Raw genomic sequence first — 17456 nt, forward strand, 5'->3', positions numbered from 1 at the left:
TATCTGCCGGTCGCGCCGACGCGCCTGCTGGACACCCGTGACACCACCACGTGGCAGTACGGCCCGGTCGACCCCTGGAACTACGTCTACATGCCACTGTCGTCCGGCCAGCCCGGCATCACCGCGTTCGCGCTGAACGCGACGATGACCGACACCACGTCGGACGGTCACCTGAGCGTCGCCCCCGACCCGAACACACTGACCGCCTACCAGGGGAACTACGCCTCGAAGCTGTCGCCACCGTCGGTGTCCTCACTGAACTGGACGGCCGGCGGGACGGTTCCCAACCTGGTCCAGGCGCCGACGGGCGCCAACGGCATCATCGATTTCTGGAACGCGGCCGGCGGCACCAGCGACTTGATCGTCGACATGTTCGGCTTCTACCAGAACGACTGAGCAGGGGCGGGCCCATGCACCTGTGAAAGCCCTGACGGCCTGGCAGGACACCCTGTGGTGAAACGCCTCTCGACGGATGCCGGGCGCGTCGGGAGAGCGGCTCCGCGTCCTACGCCGTCTCGGCCGCGCGCCGTCGCGGCGTGGGACGCGGTGCGGTCAAGCGGCGATGGCCAGGCCCGGCAGCCGGCCGGGAAGCCACCCCCGAAGGCGCAGCCCCGGGGTCCGGCGGCCGCACCAGTCGGTGCAGTACGTCCATCTGTCCCGGCTGTTCCTCGACCAACTCGGACGGACACCAGCCCAGTTCGTACGCACCGCCCGGGCCGAAGCAGCCGCACAACTCCTCGCCTCCACAGCGCTACCGATGGCTTCAGTCGCGAGGCGCTGCGGGTTCAGCTCCGCCGAGACGATGAGACAGGTGTTCCTGGACCACTACGGGACGACACCCAGCCACCACCGCACAGTCCACAGCACTCTCCAGGTCGCACCCACCGCGCCCAGCCTGCCCTCTGCGGACCAACGGTGTCGGCATTCTCGCGGAAGGTGATCGCTCGAAAGCGTGCCGTGTCTCCGTCGACGGCTCACGCGTCCTCCCCCGGGACCTGCCGGGCCCACCGCTGGCAGTGGGCGGCGGTCAGCACCCACTTCTCATCGATGAGGCTGCCGCCGCAGAACTGGTTGTCGTGGTCGGAGCCAGCGCGATGATGCAGCAGCGCCGCCATGAACGGACACGCGTCGTCGGCGACCTCGTCGCCGCCGACGATCCGGGCGTGCGGCGCGACGTCCGCGCGGCCCGGCTGCAACTGCCGCCCGGGGAGATGCACTCGTACCATTCGGCGGCATCACGTTGTGATCGTTCCGCGCAGATCGGGCGGGTTGTGCGATCACCTGTCCAAACCGCTGATCAGGGCCTGATCGGGCGGCAGAACTGCCCCTATACTGACCGCCGCCCCACAGAGGGGGCGACCGGGACATCGGGGGAGACGCATGAGCGGCGGCGACAAGGGCGACGTCGGGGTGGGGTTCAGTGCCCACCCCGACAAGCTCGGGGACGCGGGTGACCAGCTGATAGCGGCGAGTACGGACGTGGGCTCGGTGAAGGACACACTGGGCAAGCTCGGCATGTCCGGTGAGGACACGTTCGGCGAATACGGGGCGAGTGACGCCGCCAAGGCGTTCTGGCAGGCCTGGCAGGACGAACTGGGCGTGAACGTGGACGCCCTGAACGACCTCGGCGGCAAGGTCCACACCACCGCGGCCAACTACACCAACACCGATCACGGCGTCAGCCAGCAGTACCAGTACCAGCACCAGGGGGCGTGACGGTGCCCGATCACGGCATGGACCCGCTCAACCCGCTCGGCGTCGACCAACGCTCCCTGCGGGAGAAGGTCGAGGGGCTGAAGAAGACCATCGACGAGTCCCACGGCATGTGGGGCGCCGGCGACCTCAAGTACGCGGTGCACGACGCCCTCCAGCTGCCCGCGCCCAAGGGCGACGCGGACAAGCTCGGCCAGCTCGCCGCTGCCTACAACACCGCCGTCTCCCAACTGGACACGGTGCAGATGAAGGTGGCGCGGGTGGGCGCCCAGCACCTGCCGGATGCCTGGACCGGGCAGGTCGGGGAGAAGGCCGCCGAGGTGGTCAAGGCCTCCGCCGACGACCTCGGGCGCTGCCACGAGATCCTGGGCAAGGGCCGGGACCAGCTCAAGGCGCTGGCCTCCGCGCTCAGCGAGGCGCAGTCCCTGCACGGGCAGGGCCACGCGCCGCTGAGCAAGGCGCTGAGCCTGCTGCACGACATCACCTTCAGCGACGGGCCGGACCTGGTCCACTGGGACGACGACAAGATGCACCGCGCCCACGCCAAGGCGAAGGAGGGCATCAAGTCGATCTATGACGCCGCGGTGAAGGCCGAGGAGGCCGGCCGGGCCGCCGCCCGGGAACTGCACGCGCTGGCGGACAAGGCGCTGGCCGCCCGCTTCAAGAACAAGGGCCTCGGCGCCGCCGACAAGCTGGTCGTCGCGGACGCGGAGGTCGCCGGCAGCGACCAGTTCGGCACGATCCTCACGGCCAACGACGTGACCCGGGCCGGCCAGTTCATGGACAAGATGAGCGACGCCGATCGGGCCCGCTTCGACCAGCTGCTGGCCGGCAGCAAGTCCCCCGAGGAGCGCGCCTACCTGATGAAGGCGCTGGCCGCCGGACACAGTTACGACGAGGTCAAGGCCTTCGACGATCAGATCCACGGGCACGGCGACGACCCGGCCTGGCTGGCACAGCGCCTCTCGCCGGTGCAGATCGACTCCTCCTCCACCAACCAGTCGAACACCGCCTACCAGGGCGTGGCGTGGAACCAGGGCGACAAGCCGACCTGTGTGGCCGCCTCGACCGTCACCGCCCGGGCGATGGTCGACCCGCTCTACTCGCTGCAGCTCACCACCGGCGGCCGTCCCGGTGACCCGAAGTACGACAACGGCCAGGCCGCGTACGACCGTTGGCTCAAGGAAGCCGACCGCGTCTACGACAGCAAGAACTGGTGGAACGGGTGGCAGGACGGGATGAGCGACGGCGAATCCAAGGACGCCGCCAACGACGAGATCGGCAAGCACACCGGAGCGGGCTACCACACCGTCGACCTGGAGGGCCCGGAACAGCGCAGGGACGTGCTGGCCCAGGTCGAGTCGGCAGTGGACCAGGGCAAGCCGGTGCCGGTCGGGGTCAAGGAGGACACCTGGTTCCGTCCGGACGGCCACCAGATGATGATCATCGGCCACCGCGGCGACCAGCTGGAGATCTACAATCCCTGGGGCTACACCGTCTGGGTGAGCGAGAACGACTTCGTCAACAATCACATGGAGGGCGCGGCGCAGGGCGGCAACATGCCGATCGCCGACCACGTCCAGATGCCCCAGTGAGGCCCAAGGTGAGCACGTGAGCACTTCCCCCCGACCGACTCCGCAGTCGTTGAGCGACGCCCGCCTGGCCGAGCTGGACGTCGAGGTCCTGCTGCGCTTCGGCCTGCCCGCCGCGGGGCCGCACCGCTCGACGCTGTTCGGCGAGGGCGCGGTGGCCGCCGCGATCACCGTCGACCGGCTCGGCGTCATGCCTCGCGCCCTGGTCTTCCTCGGCGAGGTGGTCCGCTCCGGCGGCACCCGCTTCGCGGTCGGACTGCCGGAGCCGCTGCCCGGCCTGGCTGCGGGGGTGGCGCGCGGCTGGCTGGAGGCGGCCGCGACGGTCGCCGGGGACGCCAGCGGGGACCTCCTGGTCGCCCGCTGGCTCGACGCGGTCGCCGCCGTGCTGGCCTTGCGGGTCACCCACCGGGAGGCGAGCGCGTGAACTGGCGTCGGATCCTGGTCGCGGCGCTCGCGCTGCTGGCCGTCGCGGGCGTGGTGGGGGCGGTGGTGGTCCACAGGATGACCACCGGCAAGCTCGACCATGGCACGGTGTTCACCGGGGACTCCGGTGAACTGGCCGTGAAACCGGGCCAGTTGTTCTCAGTCGAGGTCAGCGCCCACCGGGTCACCGGCCAGGTCTGGAGCGTGGCCGACCCGGCTCCCGACCCGGCCGTGGTCCAGACCGTGGGTGACGAGTACGTCAAGAACTTCGGCCTCAAGGACCTGGTCGGCGCCACCGGTTCGGCCGGCTCCGGCGGCCGCTACTACTTCGTCTTCCGGGCCGGCCCCAACCCCGGCCGGGCGACCATCACCCTGCACAACCCCAACCACACCGACGGCGCGGGCGGCTCGGACCAGGGCGAGCGGCACTACACCGTCGAGGTGCGCTGAACACCGGAGCCGCGACGTAGTGAGGACGACTGCCGCTGTCCCCACCGCCTAAGGCCGGCTGTAACGCTCCCGCAGGCGGTGGAGGTAGTCGTCGGCCGTGGGATGGGCCGGCCCTGGGCCCCGTGACGGTGCAGTGCAGTTCGAGTCGGCCTTCCGGGTGCACGCGTACGGTCGTCGTCGCCCGGCGCGGCACCCGGACATCGGCCCAGGCCTTCGCCGGACCGGAGAGCGCCGCCAGGCACCGCGCCGCTTCGCCTCGGCGGCCGCGGTTCGGCCCTGACCCCCGCGCCGCGTGCCGGTGGGCGTCGATCCGCAGCCACTCCACCGGCGCCGGGCGGGCGCTGCGCCGGGAAGCCCTCGGGGTGGCCTGGTAGGCGTTTTAGGCCCCTCGAGTCGGTCCTTGTCCCGCCAGAATGTCGGCGAAGACGATCACGACCGCGCTCTCGCCGTACTTCGCCGACCGTTCCTGCCGGAAATCGCCGCTCCGCACGAGGATTTGGCTGATGTGGATCTTGGTGCCGATGGGGAAGGTCATCTCCTCCTCGGACTGGTTGTTCCTACCGAGTGCCCTTCCCCGGTGGTCCTCCGGGAGGCTGAACTCCCAGACGATCTCCTTGCCGGCCACGTACGTGTGAGTCAACGGATCGCCGTACGTGGTCGACAGGATCGCCGGCCACTCGATCGTCTGGTCGACCGAGACGTAGCCGCCGTCCGGATGGCTCTCCTGCTGCTTGAGGATGCCGCCGAACGACTCGTATACGTGCTTGCTGTCGCCCCGTACCACGTTGCCTTCCTCGTTCGCGCGAGGCGTCGTGAAGTCGTCCCACACGCCGTTGATCCGGGCGAAGATGTCGAAGGTGTCCGCGAGGTGCTTCTCGTCCCACGCCCCCGTGGTCTGCTCGTCTGCGTAGCCCCGCGCCATGGCGACACTGCGCCACGCGTCGAGCACCTCGCTCTCCTTCGACTTGTAGGAGAAACCGGGGGTGGCGATCTCGCCGGGGGTGAAGCCGACCTGCCCGAGGGCCGCAAGGAGCGGGTTGATCCGGCGGTAGTCGGAGCTGAGGTAGTTCTCGCCGAGGTCGAGATCCTTCTGCTTCTGCTTGGCCGCGAGGACCGACGGGTCCAACTCCAGGGCACGAGCCGCTTCGTACTCCGCGCGGGACGCCTCCCGCTGCTCGACCGTCCCCCACGACTTGTCCTTGAGGGACGCCCGGGGCTTTTTGCCGTCCGCGCCCGCGGAGATCAGATAGGACCCAAAGCCGAAACTGAGGATCGTCTGCCCCTCGACGTCCCCCTCGTCCGTGTGCTTGACGACCCGGGTCCCCTCCGGGAGGCCCGCCGCGAGGGTGCGCTGCACGGATGCCTCCGCCGCACCGGCCGTCCCGGTCTCGGGGCCGGCCGAACGCTGCACGTCGGAGGAGGCCTGGGGGGCCGGACGGCTCATCACCGCGCGGGCGTTGGCCTCGGCCTCGCGCTCGAAGCGGTCGGAGGGGTCGGAGACCTTCAGCCCGTTGCCGTTGTCGGTACCACTGACCGGTCCCTGGCGCTGCTGGATGACATGGGTGAGCTCGTGGGCGAGGGTGTGCGCGTCGCCCCCGCCCTCGCCGATCACGATGTCGTTGCCGGAGGTGTAGGCACGCGCGCCGACCTCGGCGGCGGAGGCCTTCGCGGCGCCGCCGGTGTGGATGCGTACGTCGGAGAAGTCGGCGCCGAGGCGGGATTCCATGTCCGTACGGGTGGCCCGGTCCAGAGGCCGGCCGGGGCTGCGCAGGACATTGTGGACGGAGGAGCGCTGAATGGCCGGGGCCGCGGCACGCTGGACGGCGGGACCCTCGTGGCCGTAGCCGTCCCCGTGCCGGTGTTCCTTTTCGTCCGGGCCGTGGCCGGTCCGGCGGAGCATCTGGACGACCGCCGCGTTGCCCACGGTGGCCTGGAGGACGAGCAGTCTTGACCGGGGGTGCCCGGCCTGGGCGGCCGCGTGCCTCGCCTCCCGACCGGCCTTGGCCCTGGTGGCTTCCTCGTTCTCCCGCTTGCGCATCGGGCTCCGCCCCTCCTGGGATCGTCGGCAACGTCCCACTCAACCCGACGGCTGCGGCGCGGCGGAAGGTACTTCAGGGCAGAGTCGGGGGTCTCTGCGACGGTCTCCCGCGGCACTTCCGTACGGGCGGCACGGCAGCAGGATGTGGAGCTCCCGGCGCGGTCGACGGGAACCACCACGCCGGACCAGCCAGGCGCGCGTTCCCGAGCCGGCAGGGCCGATCCGGGCGGTGTCCCGGGACGACCGGTACGGCGTCGTCGTACTCGCGCCAGCCGCGACATCGTCGAACGGTCGACCGCCACCATCAGCACCGGTACCCCGATCTCCGGGGCCCGCCACACACCGTCCGGGCGCACCGTGCGCCGGCCGCCCAGCAGTAGGGACTCGACCTCGGTCTCCCAGTCGGTCACAGTGCCCACCCCGCCCGCAGCCCCGGGCGCGCCGCCGCCGCGCGCGGCCGGCCCGCCGAGCCGCACCCGGCCGCCTGGACCTCCGCCTGGCGGGCGGCGAGCTGACGCGTTCCCCACATTGTCATAGTCCTGCAACGGACTTCCGTTCCTTATCTGTTGGCGCAACCGTGTCCACGGATTCGGGGTCTGTGTGGATATCTGAGGGTCTGGTGAATCGGTGTGAGCGGAGCAGGGGTCATGGGGCGGATCAAGAACAGCATCGGAATCGCGGTTCTGGCCGGAGGGGTGCTGGCCAGCGTCAGCGGGTGCAGCGGCGGAGCGTCGGCTTCGGCCGTCCCCTCGGCGCCCAGCGCGCAGGCCGATGGGACGACTTCGACCGCCTCGGCCGGTGCCGGTGCCACTGCCTCGGCCAGCGCCAGTGCCAGCGCCAGCCCGTCGCCGTCCGCCCCGCCGATACAGATGGACACTTTCAGTCCCGTCGATGGCAGCACCGTCGGTGTGGCAATGCCGGTCTCCATCGTGTTCAGCAAAGCGGTGGCCACCTCGGCCCGGGCCACTGTGGAGCAGCAGCTGAAGGTGACCACCTCGGTGCCGGTGACCGGGGCCTGGCACTGGTTCAGCGATACCCGGGTGGACTGGCGGCCGCAGAACTTCTGGCCCTCCGGCACCAAGGTCAGCGTGGACGCCGACCTGACCGGGGTGAGCGACGGCAACGGGCGTGTCGGCACCCGTACCTACCACCACGGCTTCACCATCGGCGCGGACACGGAGACGAAGGTTTCCGTGCCCGACCACACCATGCAGGTCTACCGCGACGGGGCGCTGGTGAAGACCATGCCGATCGACGCGGGCAGCTCGACCTTCCCGACCTGGGGCGGCACCATGGCGGTGCTGGACAAGCAGCCCGAGGTCCGGATGACTTCCTGCAGCGTGGGTATCACCTGCGACAAGAACAACCCGAACTTCTATGACCTGACGCTGCCCTGGGACGTCCACCTGACCGACACGGGCACCTATGTGCACTACTCCACCGGTGACCCGAACCCGGGCCGCGGCGAGGGCTCACACGGTTGCATCCACCTGTCGATGTCGAACGCCGAGTGGTTCTACAACTACGTTCAGCCGGGCGACCCGGTCACCGTGACCGGTACCTCGCGGGCCAAGGCCGACCCGCAGAACGGTTACGCCGACTTCAACCTGACCTGGGCCCAGTGGACGGCCGGCAGCGCCCTCCAGCACTGAGCACCCAACATCCGCGCTCGAAGACCGTCCCCCGCCGCGTAGCCGTCCAGCTTCGCGGCAGCCGGGATGGCTGGATGGCCGTGGCGGGCAACCCAGGCGCGGGCATAGGCGTAGCCGTGCTCCCAGGCGTTCGCGTGCTCGGACCAGACCATGCAGAGCGCGTCCAGCTCCGAGACGCGCGCGGCATCGAGGAGGCCCTGGCCGATCAGGTAGCGCTGGCGGTCGAGCCAGGAGATCAGCTCCGCGTGGCGGGTCCTGTCAGTGGGGTCGAGGTGGCCGTGCTGCAGGTGAAACACCGCGGCAACCGCGTGCATGTGCTGCCACTGATCCGCCGCTGGCGGCTGCTCGCCCGCCCCGGCCTCGGCCACCTCGCCTTCAGCGGCCGAGGCACCGCACCGTCGCGTCCTTCGGCGCGTCGAAGTCGAGGTGCGGAGCGAACAGCCGCTGGTAGAGCGAGTTCCAGCCGAGGATGTCGCAGCGGTAGTTGAGCACCGCCACCGCCGCGTTCCCGAGGGAGTCGACCAGCATCCGGGTGTACGGGCTGATCTGGTCGACCCGGCGGGCCGGAAGCTCCCGCTCGGTCACCGGAGTGCCCACCTTCAGCAGGTACTCCTCCTCGTCCGGGCTGAGGTCCAGGGCGCGTGCGATCGCGACCAGGATGGCCGGCGAGGCGTGTGCGGTCTGGGACTGCTCCAGCCGCGTGTAGTACGTGGGACTCACCCCGGCGAGCGCCGCCACCTCCTCGCGCCGCAGGCCGGGCACCCGGCGCGCACCACGCACCGCCAGCCCGATCTCCTCCGGCTGGACCCGCTCGCGCATCCGCTTGAGGTAGCCACCCAGGTCGGTGTTCACTGGTTTTTCCACGCTCCTTAGTGTCACACGGAAGATCATCGCGGTCTCGCCGCCGAAGATGAACAGCGCGCCGAGGTTGCTCAGGGCGACGTCCGGCAGACGCAGGATGCGCACCGGCACCAGCGCGCCCTCGGTACGGCCCTCGACCACCCAGAACACGGCGAGCAGCACGGCCCCGGCCACCAGGGTGCCGATCGCGAGGGCGTCCGGGCCGGACTCGGCGGCCCGGGTGATGCCGAAGATGCCGGAGAACAGGCCGGCGGTGATCAGCAGGGCGCCCGGCAGGTCGGGGCGGTCGCGGGTCTCGGCGCGGCTCTCCACGACGACCGGGACCACGATCACGGCGGCCACGGCGACCGGGGTGTTGATGAAGAAGGCCCAGCGCCAGGAGAGCAGCGCGGTGAGGACGCCGCCGAGGATCGAGCCGACGGTGAAGCCGGAGCTCATCATGACGCCGTTCAGCCCCAGCGCCTTGGTGCGCATCTCGGGCTCGGTGAAGGCGGTGGTCAGCAGCGCCATCGCGGCCGGGGTGATGGCCGCGGTGGCCAGGCCCTGGAGCGTACGGGCCACCAGCAGCAGCGCCGGGGAGGTGGCGATGCCGCCGATCAGCGAGGCGACCGCGAGCACCACCATGCCGGCGACGAAGATCCGGCGCCGGCCGAGGTAGTCGCCGACCCGGCCGAAGACCAGGGTGCAGCCGGCCGCGCAGAGCGCGAACATCGTGCTGATCCACTGCAGGTTCCCGGCCGTGAAGCCGAGGTCCACACCGACCCGGGGCAGCGTCACGTTCAGGATCGAGAAGTCGGCTGCCATCATGAACTGGGAGGCCAGCAGCACCACCAGGGCCGTGAGCTGGCGGCCGGTCATGCGGACGGAGGCCGACGGAGCCGTCGTGACGGCGGCATCGGTTGTCATGGTCCCAGCCTGGTACGACCGGTGCTGACCAGCCAGAACCCGGCTGTGCCTACCCCCGGCCTGCCTACCACTGGCAGTGCCAGGCTGGGTCCGGCTCCTGAGCCGAGTTCGGCGAGGTGGTCGGCGGCGCCCCCGTGCCACTCGATCGTGAAGAGGGTGGTGTCGTCGCTGGTGCGCCCTCCGCGTTCCCCATGCCGGTCATCCCGCGCCACGCGCCGGGCATTGCGGGTGCCGGATAGGCGGTGAACCCGGAGTCGCGGTCGCGGATCAGGAACCCGGCCCTGCTGCCGGCGTCCTCGAGGTCCATGAGGAGGTTGCGTCCGAGCCGCACGGTCCAGTCCGCGGTCGGGTGTGCGGTGGTGCCCAGGACCGGGCCCCTGCGGGTGGCGTGCTCGATGACGGCGAAGACGTACAGGCGTGCCCCGGCCGGCGTGCGGACCACGAGGGGATCGCGGGCGAGCAGGGCATCGGCCCGGCTGCGCGGGAAGTCGGCCCAGCCCGTGTATTGCCGTTCGGGCGCGGTGGGATGCCGTGCTCGCGGAGGATCTCCCAGACGGTGGAGGCGGCGACCTTGATCCCGAGCGCGGCGAGTTCGCCGTGGATCCCGCGGTAGCCCCCCGAGCTGTTTTCGCGGGCCCAGGCGCAGGACCAGGACACGGATCGAGCGGACGGTGGGCGGGCGCCCGCGACGCTTCGGCACGCGCTCAGCGGGTGGCCAAGGGTGGGAAAACGCATGAGGTGCGCCTGCGGCGGGTCTACGTGTCTCGTTCTGCGGTGAGGCGCTGAAGTAGGTCGAGCAGAGTTGCGCGGTCCGCATCGGGCAAAGCCGAGAAGCAGTCGGCGAGCACCTTGTCGGCAACCGTGTGGCCGGCCGCCAGTACCTGCTCGCCGACGGGCGTGAGATGGTGCTCGATACGCCGCCCGTGTCCCGGTCGGCGCTCGACGAGGGCCTGGGCTGTGAGGCGGCCGGCGAGAGTTCCGAAGGCTTGCTCGGTCTGAAATGTCGCTGCGGCCAGCTCGCGGGCTGATGCCCCGGGTGAGCGGCTGATCGCCCGCAGTGCGTCCCACTGGGCCAGCGTCGTGCCGATGGCGGAGAGCGCACTGTCGAGGGCCCGGTGCTGTCGGTACTGGGCTTGTTTCACCGCTCTGCCGAGTTCTTGCAGCTCACTATGCATGAAGCCAGTCTACGTCACAACCAAGCTATCTTATTTAAAGATGTTTAGTTACTCTAGGGGCATGCCCACAGACGCATCAGCCATGTACGCCGACCTGTCCCTCACGCTGAACGAGGCCGGAACCGGCAGGCCGGTCCTCATCCTGCACGGCGGCGGAGGCCGCGCCACAGTCGCCGGCCTCGCCCAACACCTCTCCCGCATCGCACACACCATCACGCCCGTACACCCTGGCTGGGACGGCACCCACCGCCCCGCATGGCTCACCGGCATCGACGACCTCGCCCTCGCCTACCTCCACCACCTGCGCGAACGCGGACTGCGCGACGTTCTCGTCGTTGGCTCCTCGCTCGGCGGCTGGATAGCCGCCGAGATGGCCGTACGCGACAGCGCGGGAATGATCACAGGCCTTGTCCTGATCGACGCCGTCGGCGTACAGGTCGAGACGGAACCGATCACCGACTTCTTCGCCCTTGACGCCCGCGGCGTCGCGGAGCACTCCTGGCACGACTCAGACCGGTACTACCTCGACCCGGCCGACGTCCCAGCCGAAGAACTCGCGCGCCGACAGAGCAACATGGCCACCATGCGCATCCTCGCCGGCGACCCGTACATGCATGACCCCACGCTGCTGCGCCGGCTCGGACCAGTCCAGGCACCCGCCCTCCTGCTCTGGGGCAGGAGCGACCGCATCGTCACCCCCGCCTACGGCGCGGCGTACGCCGACGCATTCGGCAACGGCCGACTCGAGGTCATTCCCAAGGCCGGCCACCTTCCGCAGATCGAACAGCCCGAGGCCACCTTCGCGCTGGTCAACGCCCACCTGCGCCGGACGAGCAACCTGTTCCATCAGCAGTGAGTGACCGTTGGCGGCCAGTTTCCTCCCCAGCAACTGGCCGCCAGTGGGGAATCGCAACGCAACTGGCCGCTCTCGGCGACCAGGTCGACTACTTTCGGTGCCTCATTTGAGACCGATTCATGAAAACATCGCCAATCGCATCCGATGCGAATACGCGACCCTCGGCCGGCGGTCCAGCCACGGCTGCTCCGGGGATCGCAGGCAGGCAGGTCGCGCCCGGTAGGGGTGCCCTCCTTCCTGCTGCCCGAGCCCGTCGCCGATCTCGTCCGGGCGCATCTCCGGGCGGACGGACGACTGCGCCATGCCAGTCGCCGGAGTGCCTGCCGGCTGTTCCCCGGCCGCCAGGCCGGGAAGCCGATGAGCCCCGGCACTCTCCGCGAACACCTACAGGCAGCAGGCACCTCCCCCGGATCCGCCCGAGTAACAGCCCTCCGGTACTACCTCCAACACGCGCCGCCGCCGGTCGTCGCCAAGGCCCTCGGCTACACCGAAGTCACCACCGCCTACGTCGCCACCGAGGTCGGAGTTCCGTGGAGCCGCTATGCCCCCGGCGACCACATGTCGTGACACCAGTCCCGACCCCGCGGATCACCGGACGTCCGTGGAGCGGCGCATCATCGCCGTCACACAGCCTCGATGACGAGGGCGATGCCGTCGAGGAGCGGCTTGAGGCCGAACTCGAACAGTGTGTCCAGGTCGAGGTCGTAACCGTCCTTGCAGCTGCTGGCGATCCTGGTGAATACGGGGTAGCGGGTCGCCGCAGTGATCGCCGCGAAGGCGGGGGCCTGATGGTCCATCCACTGGCCCTCGGACAGGCCGGTGGCGGCCTCGGCCTGGGCTTCCCGTTCCAGGTGTACGGCGATCCCTTGGATGTAGCTGTAGAGCAGGACGTGCAGGTCGAGCATGGTCTCCGGATCGAGACCGTGGCCGTCGAGGGCGGCGAGCGCCCATTCCGCGTGGACCATCAGGGCCGGAAGCATCAGGGGGCGGGTGAGGGAGCCGACCTGTGCGAGCCAGGGATGCCTGCGGTGGATCCTCCACAGGGTCCGCGCACCGAGTTCCAGACGGGCCCGCCATCCATGTGGTGGCTCGACCGGGTAGGTCTCCTCGCCGAACGCCGCGTCCGCCATCAGCAGGACCAGGTCGTCCTTGCTGTTGACGTACCGATAGGGGGACATGGCGGCGACACCGAGCCTGGCGGCAACGCTCCGCATCGACACCGCGCTCAGCCCCTCGCCGTCCGCGAGGTCCACCGCGGCGCGGACGATCCGCTCACGGCTCAGTTCGTGATCGGAGAGGGCCACGGGCGGAGACCCGCGCTTGGACGGGGCGCGGTGCTCCACCATCGCCGGGGCGGCCACCACGGTACCGACCCGGGGACGGGCCTCGACCAGCCCTTCCAGGCGGAGCGCGGTGAGGGCCTTCGTGGCCGTGGCGAGCGCGACCCCCCACTCACGGGCGACCTGGCGTGTCGACGGCACGCGCTCGCCTGGGGCGAGCGCGCCCTCGGTGATGCGCCGGGCGATCTCGTCGGCGATGCGCCGGAACGGCGGGTCGGACTGCGAGGCCATGCTGTCGGCTCCTGGAGAACTTTTTTCGCGCTCACCGAATCTGTACTAGTTCAGACCCTACCAGTGCGGAAGGCTGAAATAGCGCCGTTGCCCTAGATCAGAAGGGGCAAAAGGGCAGTTGGCAGCACTGTGCATACGCCGTACATTCAGAGCGCGTACAGCGTATGGAGGAGCTTGCATGAAGACTGTTCTGATCTCCGGCGCCGGTGTCGCCGGGACCGCGCTCGCCCATTGGCTGCACCGGGACGGCGTTGCCGTGACGGTCGTGGAACACGCACCGGGCCTGCGGCCCGGCGGCCAGGCGGTGGACATCCGCGGCGTCGCACTCAATGTCGCTGAGCGGATGGGGCTACTGGACCAAGCCCGAGCCCACCGTACCCGGATGCGCGGCATGTCGGTGCTGGACGGCGACGGCAGGGAGATCCACCGCTCCACCGAGACGACCTTCAGCAGCGGACGGCTCGCCAACGACGACATCGAGCTCCTGCGTGATGACCTGGTCCGCATCCTGCACGAACAAGCCGGCGCCGACGTCGAGTTCGTGTTCGGAGACCGCATCACCGCGCTCGACCAGGACGAGGACGGGGTACGGGTCGCCTTCGAGCACGGCCGCCCCCGGACCTTCGACCTGATCGTGGGAGCCGACGGCCTCCACTCGGCCGTGCGACGGCTCAGCTTCGGACCCGAGGAGCAGTTCACCCACCACCTGGGCATGCATCTGGCGATCTTCAGCGCGGACAACTTCCTCGCCCTGGACAACTGGCAGCTGTGGCTCAGGGACGGCGAGGCCGGCTACGGCATCTACCCGGTACGCGACAACACCGAGATGAGGATCACGTTCGGCTTCGCAGGCGAACCGCTTCCCGTCGGCCACCGTGACGCCGAACAGCACAAGCAGTTCGTCGCCGATCGGATGGCGACGCTGCACTGGGAGACCCCGAGGCTGCTGAAGGCCCTGCGGAAGGCACCCGACTTCTACTTCGACGCGATGACACAGGTCCACATGAACCGCTGGTCGAACGGCCGCACCGTCCTGCTCGGCGACGCAGGCTACTGCGCCTCTCCGCTGTCCGGCCAGGGAACCAGCCTCGCTCTCGTGGGAGCCTACGTACTGGCCGGCGCCCTGCGACGGGCGGACGGCGACCACCGCGCGGCATTCGCCTGCTACGACAAGCGCATGCGCCCCTTCGTCGAGCTCAACCAGGCACTCGCCACCGAGAATCCCGGCGGACCGGCTGCCGAAGCCTCCGTCGAGCGGGCCAAGAACGCGATCGCACTCGACGACTGACTTCTCCGGCAGCCGCAAACACCACCGCCGACGCCGACTGACACGCTGTGGGACCCGCCTCCCCGGCCGACGTCTCCCACCTAGCTGGTCGCAGGGCGATTCCTCGGGCGGGCTGCGGCTGGCCTGCACAGCCCGCCCTTTCACCAGTGCAGCAGCGACAGAAGATGCTCACTCAACGTGATGACTGGCTGGCTTCAGCCTCGCATACGCGACACCTCAAAGTACGAGCCCACCGGTCAACCGTGGCAGGTCACGGGCCTGTGGCGGGATGGTCGGGCCGGTCAGATCTGCCGGTCCGGGTCGGAGAAGGTCAGGCCGTTGCTTCGTAGACGCCGTTGAGGAGGTGGCCGGAGTATCCGCGGATGATCTCGGCGGCGAGGTCGCGCTGGCGCTGGGGCCGGCGGGCTCCCCGGCGCTGTGGCCGCCCGAGCCTGCCGAGGCCGGGTGTCCGTGGGGTCTGCCAGGGTGTGCGGGTGAGTAACGAACTTGACAGCGTCGACTGGGCGTCGATGAGACACGCGTACGGCCCCGCCTCGGAAGTACCCGTGTGGCTGCGGGGGATGGCGTCGGCCGACCCCGACGTGCGGCGGAACGCGCTGCGCGACTTCGTCGGCTCGGTCCACCACCAGGGGGACGTCTACCCGTGCACCCTGGCGAGCCTGCCGTTCCTCTTCGCCCTGGCGGACGACCCCGGGACCCCGGACCGGGCCGGGATCGTCCGGTTGGTGGTCAGCATCGGACGTGAGTCCCTCGACGCCGTCGACGCCGGCGACGAGGTCTACATCGCCCCGGACGGCAGCGAGTCGACGGCCCACGTGGATGCCCTGGCGATCATGCGGGAACGTTCCGCTGCCTTCCTCGGCTACTCGGCCGACCCCGATCCGGAGGTGCGCCAGTCGGGGATCGAGGCACTGGGCCTGTTCCTCGACGACGCAGACCAGGCCGTGGGGGCGCTGCGCGACCGGCTGCCGGCCGAGTGCGGAACGGAGGAGCGGCAGGCCGTGATCCGCACCATGGCCGAGCTGGCGCTGCGACTGCCGCAGGCCCGGGCCGCCGCGACGGCATGGCTCAACGGGCTGGCCGATGACGCGGCAGCGGAGCCCGACATCCGGCTGGCCGCGCTCGTCCACCGCGCCCGCTGCGTACCGGCAGAGCTGCGCGACGACACCGTGCCGACTGTGGCCGGACTGCTGCGACGGATCAGACCGGGGTTCTCCTCGGTCCCTGCGGTGAACACCGGGCCCAAGCCCTCCCCGAAGGGCCCGCCGCACATCGTTGCCATGTTCGAGGACATGGAACGCGACAGCCTGCTGCACGCCCCCACCACCGAGCTGCTGCGCACCCTGCACGGCGAGCTGGGTGACCGCGTATCCGAGCGTTCGGCGCTGCTCGTCGAGCAGCTGCGCAGCCCGGACCGGGGCAGCCGCTACGACGCGATCCGGATGACCCGTGAGCTGATCCGTGGATGGCGGGGCGACCACACCGGGCTCGTCCTGCTCCTCGCCGACTGCCTGACGCTCGAAGACCCGTACACCGCCGCCGCCGCGGCCGACGCCCTGGGCGCGCTGGCACCCGCCGCCGAGCCAGCGCGGGAAGCCCTCGCCTCGTATGTGGCCGCACAGCTCGCCGCCCACGGGCCGAACGTCTGGGCCAGTTCCCACCCGCTGGTGCGTCGCGCACACCAGCTGGCCGTGCTGGCGCTGGCCCGCCTCGGTGACCCGCGTGCGCTGTCCTGCCTGCGGACAGCATTGGACGGAGGCACCGACACCTGGCGAGCAGTGCACGGCGCCATGCACCTGGGACCGCTTGCCGCCGAGCTGGTGCCGCAACTCGTTCGACTTCTGAGCGCGTTCGACCTGTCGACGCCGGGAGCCGGGACGCAGTACAACGCCCTGCTGTCCGCTCTCGCCAAGGCGGCCGACCCGGCTGCGGTTCCTGCGATCACTGATGCCCTCAACGGGGCGGTCCAGCGAAAGGAGTGGCGCGACGCTGCATCTGCCCTGAAGGACCTCGCCTCCTTCGGCCCCGCCGCCGCGCCCGCCCTGGAGGTGGTGCGCCAGCTGGCCGACGCCGAGGACGTCCATCTGCGGGCGGCGGCCACAGGCGCGCTGTGGGCACTGGACCCCAACCCTGCCGACGTCGTACCCCGGCTGGTCGCCCTGCTCGACACCTACCGCCGCGACGAGGCGGCCGAGGCCCTCGGGTTGATCGGCCCACCGGCCGCGGCTGCGCTGCCGCGGTTGAAAGACCTGTTGGGCGCCACGTCGGCATGGACCCGGGTGCGGGCCGCCACCGCGGTGTGGGGCATCGCCGGTGAGTCCGAGGCCGAAGCCGTTTGCCAGGCGCTGGAGGCCGCGTGGGAGAGCAACCACCACACGGCGAACGACGTGCTGGCCTGCCTGGAGCGGATGGGCCTCGCCGCTGCCCCGCTTCTACCCCGCGTGGCATCGGAGCTGGCGCAGGTACGTCGCGGCGGGCGCTTCGGGACGGCGGCCGGCGACGAGGAACTCCAGCGGGCCTGCCGCACCCTGATGGGGCGGCCGGCCTAGAGACTGCGGAGGTGAGGGGCGGGTCGTGGGTGTCACGCTCGAACTGCACGCAGGCTGCTCCGCCACTGCGCCGATGAGCGCCACGGGTGGCGACGGGGGCGACACACAGGCTTGACAGGGAAGCCCAGGCCTGCCCGTCCACGGTCCGGCCGGTGCGGTGACGGGCCGACGGTGGGGCCGGTCACGGCGCTGACGGAGGATCCGGTCGGCGGTTCGCCGACATGCCGACGGCAGGGAAACACCACGAGGGCCTGTGCCCGCACGTTCGTGCGGGCACAGGCCCTCGTGGTCACCTCGGTGGCCCCTGTCCGACCCCGAGGCACGGGGGGAGGAGACGATTGGTCGGCTCAGTACCAGTGGTGGGTCTGCCAGAACGACCACG

At 70.4% G+C, this 17456-nt stretch carries 17 protein-coding genes and 2 pseudogenes; 11 read left to right on the forward strand and 8 right to left on the reverse strand.

The features are described from left to right. Together ACH4J0_RS41160 and ACH4J0_RS41165 are read left to right on the forward strand one after the other, a co-directional pair. Positions 1-396 (forward strand): annotated as a pseudogene (locus ACH4J0_RS41160) (hypothetical protein); the annotation flags it as partial. Between the two features lie 166 nt (positions 397-562). Continuing rightward, positions 563-940, forward strand: a complete 378-nt coding sequence (locus ACH4J0_RS41165) for a helix-turn-helix domain-containing protein (RefSeq protein ID WP_396246328.1) — start codon at positions 563-565, stop codon at positions 938-940. 34 nt (positions 941-974) lie between these two features. On the opposite strand, the gene ACH4J0_RS41170 is transcribed toward ACH4J0_RS41165, so the two are convergent. Continuing rightward, entirely contained in the window at positions 975-1217 is a 243-nt protein-coding gene (locus ACH4J0_RS41170; protein WP_396246329.1) for a trypsin-like serine protease, read from the reverse strand. Positions 1218-1380: 163 nt separating this feature from the next. On the opposite strand from ACH4J0_RS41170, the gene ACH4J0_RS41175 reads away from it, so the two are divergent. The 4 genes from ACH4J0_RS41175 to ACH4J0_RS41190 are packed head-to-tail and all read left to right on the forward strand — an operon-like array spanning position 1381 to position 4178. Further along, positions 1381-1716 carry a hypothetical protein gene (locus ACH4J0_RS41175; protein ID WP_396246330.1) on the forward strand — a complete coding sequence of 112 codons (336 nt, stop codon included), beginning with the start codon at positions 1381-1383 and terminating at the stop codon, positions 1714-1716. Then, positions 1713-3308, forward strand: a complete 1596-nt coding sequence (locus ACH4J0_RS41180) for a peptidoglycan-binding protein (protein WP_396246331.1) — start codon at positions 1713-1715, stop codon at positions 3306-3308. Before ACH4J0_RS41175 ends, ACH4J0_RS41180 begins: the two co-directional genes overlap by 4 nt. 16 nt (positions 3309-3324) lie before the next feature. Continuing rightward, positions 3325-3729: a hypothetical protein gene (locus ACH4J0_RS41185; protein ID WP_396246332.1), complete on the forward strand. Its 405-nt coding sequence runs from the start codon at positions 3325-3327 to the stop codon at positions 3727-3729. Continuing rightward, a complete protein-coding gene (locus ACH4J0_RS41190; protein ID WP_396246333.1) occupies positions 3726-4178 on the forward strand; it encodes a protease inhibitor I42 family protein in 453 nt (150 codons plus the stop codon). Before ACH4J0_RS41185 ends, ACH4J0_RS41190 begins: the two co-directional genes overlap by 4 nt. Positions 4179-4557: 379 nt before the next feature. Here ACH4J0_RS41190 and ACH4J0_RS41195 read toward each other — a convergent pair whose 3' ends face one another. After that, the gene (locus ACH4J0_RS41195; RefSeq protein ID WP_396246334.1) at positions 4558-6216 is read right to left on the reverse strand and encodes a DUF4157 domain-containing protein; all 1659 of its coding nucleotides are present in this window, start codon (positions 6214-6216) and stop codon (positions 4558-4560) included. Positions 6217-6775: 559 nt separating this feature from the next. After that, positions 6776-7144 (reverse strand): hypothetical protein, encoded by a 369-nt coding sequence (locus ACH4J0_RS41200; protein WP_396246335.1) that lies wholly within the window; start codon positions 7142-7144, stop codon positions 6776-6778. Between ACH4J0_RS41200 and ACH4J0_RS41205 the strand changes: the two genes are divergently transcribed. Then, positions 7131-7868 (forward strand): Ig-like domain-containing protein, encoded by a 738-nt coding sequence (locus ACH4J0_RS41205; protein ID WP_396246336.1) that lies wholly within the window; start codon positions 7131-7133, stop codon positions 7866-7868. The genes ACH4J0_RS41200 and ACH4J0_RS41205 overlap by 14 nt on opposite strands. Here ACH4J0_RS41205 and ACH4J0_RS41210 read toward each other — a convergent pair. The 4 genes and pseudogenes from ACH4J0_RS41210 to ACH4J0_RS41225 form a co-directional block, all read right to left on the reverse strand. Then, entirely contained in the window at positions 7808-8236 is a 429-nt protein-coding gene (locus ACH4J0_RS41210) for a helicase associated domain-containing protein (RefSeq protein WP_396246337.1), read from the reverse strand. The genes ACH4J0_RS41205 and ACH4J0_RS41210 overlap by 61 nt on opposite strands. A gap of 7 nt (positions 8237-8243) precedes the next feature. Then, positions 8244-9635 (reverse strand): MFS transporter, encoded by a 1392-nt coding sequence (locus ACH4J0_RS41215; protein WP_396246338.1) that lies wholly within the window; start codon positions 9633-9635, stop codon positions 8244-8246. Positions 9636-9873: 238 nt separating this feature from the next. Continuing rightward, positions 9874-10335, reverse strand: a pseudogene (locus tag ACH4J0_RS41220) (integrase); the annotation flags it as partial. A gap of 55 nt (positions 10336-10390) precedes the next feature. Continuing rightward, positions 10391-10810 (reverse strand): MarR family winged helix-turn-helix transcriptional regulator, encoded by a 420-nt coding sequence (locus ACH4J0_RS41225; RefSeq protein ID WP_396246339.1) that lies wholly within the window; start codon positions 10808-10810, stop codon positions 10391-10393. Between the two features lie 61 nt (positions 10811-10871). On the opposite strand from ACH4J0_RS41225, the gene ACH4J0_RS41230 reads away from it, so the two are divergent. Both ACH4J0_RS41230 and ACH4J0_RS41235 read left to right on the forward strand, forming a co-directional pair. Then, on the forward strand, positions 10872-11666 hold the full coding sequence (locus ACH4J0_RS41230; protein WP_396246340.1) for an alpha/beta fold hydrolase: 795 nt from the start codon (positions 10872-10874) through the stop codon (positions 11664-11666). Between the two features lie 357 nt (positions 11667-12023). After that, on the forward strand, positions 12024-12233 hold the full coding sequence (locus ACH4J0_RS41235; protein WP_396246341.1) for a hypothetical protein: 210 nt from the start codon (positions 12024-12026) through the stop codon (positions 12231-12233). Between the two features lie 56 nt (positions 12234-12289). Here ACH4J0_RS41235 and ACH4J0_RS41240 read toward each other — a convergent pair whose 3' ends face one another. Next, entirely contained in the window at positions 12290-13237 is a 948-nt protein-coding gene (locus ACH4J0_RS41240) for a TetR/AcrR family transcriptional regulator C-terminal domain-containing protein (RefSeq protein ID WP_396246342.1), read from the reverse strand. A gap of 178 nt (positions 13238-13415) precedes the next feature. Between ACH4J0_RS41240 and ACH4J0_RS41245 the strand changes: the two genes are divergently transcribed. Together ACH4J0_RS41245 and ACH4J0_RS41250 are read left to right on the forward strand one after the other, a co-directional pair. Further along, a complete protein-coding gene (locus ACH4J0_RS41245) occupies positions 13416-14525 on the forward strand; it encodes an FAD-dependent monooxygenase (RefSeq protein WP_396246344.1) in 1110 nt (369 codons plus the stop codon). Positions 14526-14998: 473 nt separating this feature from the next. After that, positions 14999-17074 (forward strand): HEAT repeat domain-containing protein, encoded by a 2076-nt coding sequence (locus ACH4J0_RS41250; RefSeq protein WP_396246345.1) that lies wholly within the window; start codon positions 14999-15001, stop codon positions 17072-17074. Positions 17075-17456 lie beyond the last annotated feature (382 nt).

This window comes from Kitasatospora sp. NPDC017646, from assembly GCF_044329365.1.
In the GTDB taxonomy this organism is placed as follows: Bacteria; Actinomycetota; Actinomycetes; order Streptomycetales; family Streptomycetaceae; genus Kitasatospora.

Bases quoted from the DNA above. Each gene is read 5' to 3' on its own strand.
- ACH4J0_RS41165 (WP_396246328.1), top strand. From the start codon at position 563: ATGGCCAGGCCCGGCAGCCGGCCGGGAAGCCACCCCCGAAGGCGCAGC.
- ACH4J0_RS41175 (WP_396246330.1), top strand. From the start codon at position 1,381: ATGAGCGGCGGCGACAAGGGCGACGTCGGGGTGGGGTTCAGTGCCCAC.
- ACH4J0_RS41195 (WP_396246334.1), bottom strand. From the start codon at position 6,216: ATGCGCAAGCGGGAGAACGAGGAAGCCACCAGGGCCAAGGCCGGTCGG.
- ACH4J0_RS41205 (WP_396246336.1), top strand. From the start codon at position 7,131: ATGCCGGTCTCCATCGTGTTCAGCAAAGCGGTGGCCACCTCGGCCCGG.
- ACH4J0_RS41200 (WP_396246335.1), bottom strand. From the start codon at position 7,144: ATGGAGACCGGCATTGCCACACCGACGGTGCTGCCATCGACGGGACTG.
- ACH4J0_RS41215 (WP_396246338.1), bottom strand. From the start codon at position 9,635: ATGACAACCGATGCCGCCGTCACGACGGCTCCGTCGGCCTCCGTCCGC.
- ACH4J0_RS41225 (WP_396246339.1), bottom strand. From the start codon at position 10,810: ATGCATAGTGAGCTGCAAGAACTCGGCAGAGCGGTGAAACAAGCCCAG.
- ACH4J0_RS41230 (WP_396246340.1), top strand. From the start codon at position 10,872: ATGCCCACAGACGCATCAGCCATGTACGCCGACCTGTCCCTCACGCTG.
- ACH4J0_RS41235 (WP_396246341.1), top strand. From the start codon at position 12,024: ATGAGCCCCGGCACTCTCCGCGAACACCTACAGGCAGCAGGCACCTCC.
- ACH4J0_RS41240 (WP_396246342.1), bottom strand. From the start codon at position 13,237: ATGGCCTCGCAGTCCGACCCGCCGTTCCGGCGCATCGCCGACGAGATC.
- ACH4J0_RS41245 (WP_396246344.1), top strand. From the start codon at position 13,416: ATGAAGACTGTTCTGATCTCCGGCGCCGGTGTCGCCGGGACCGCGCTC.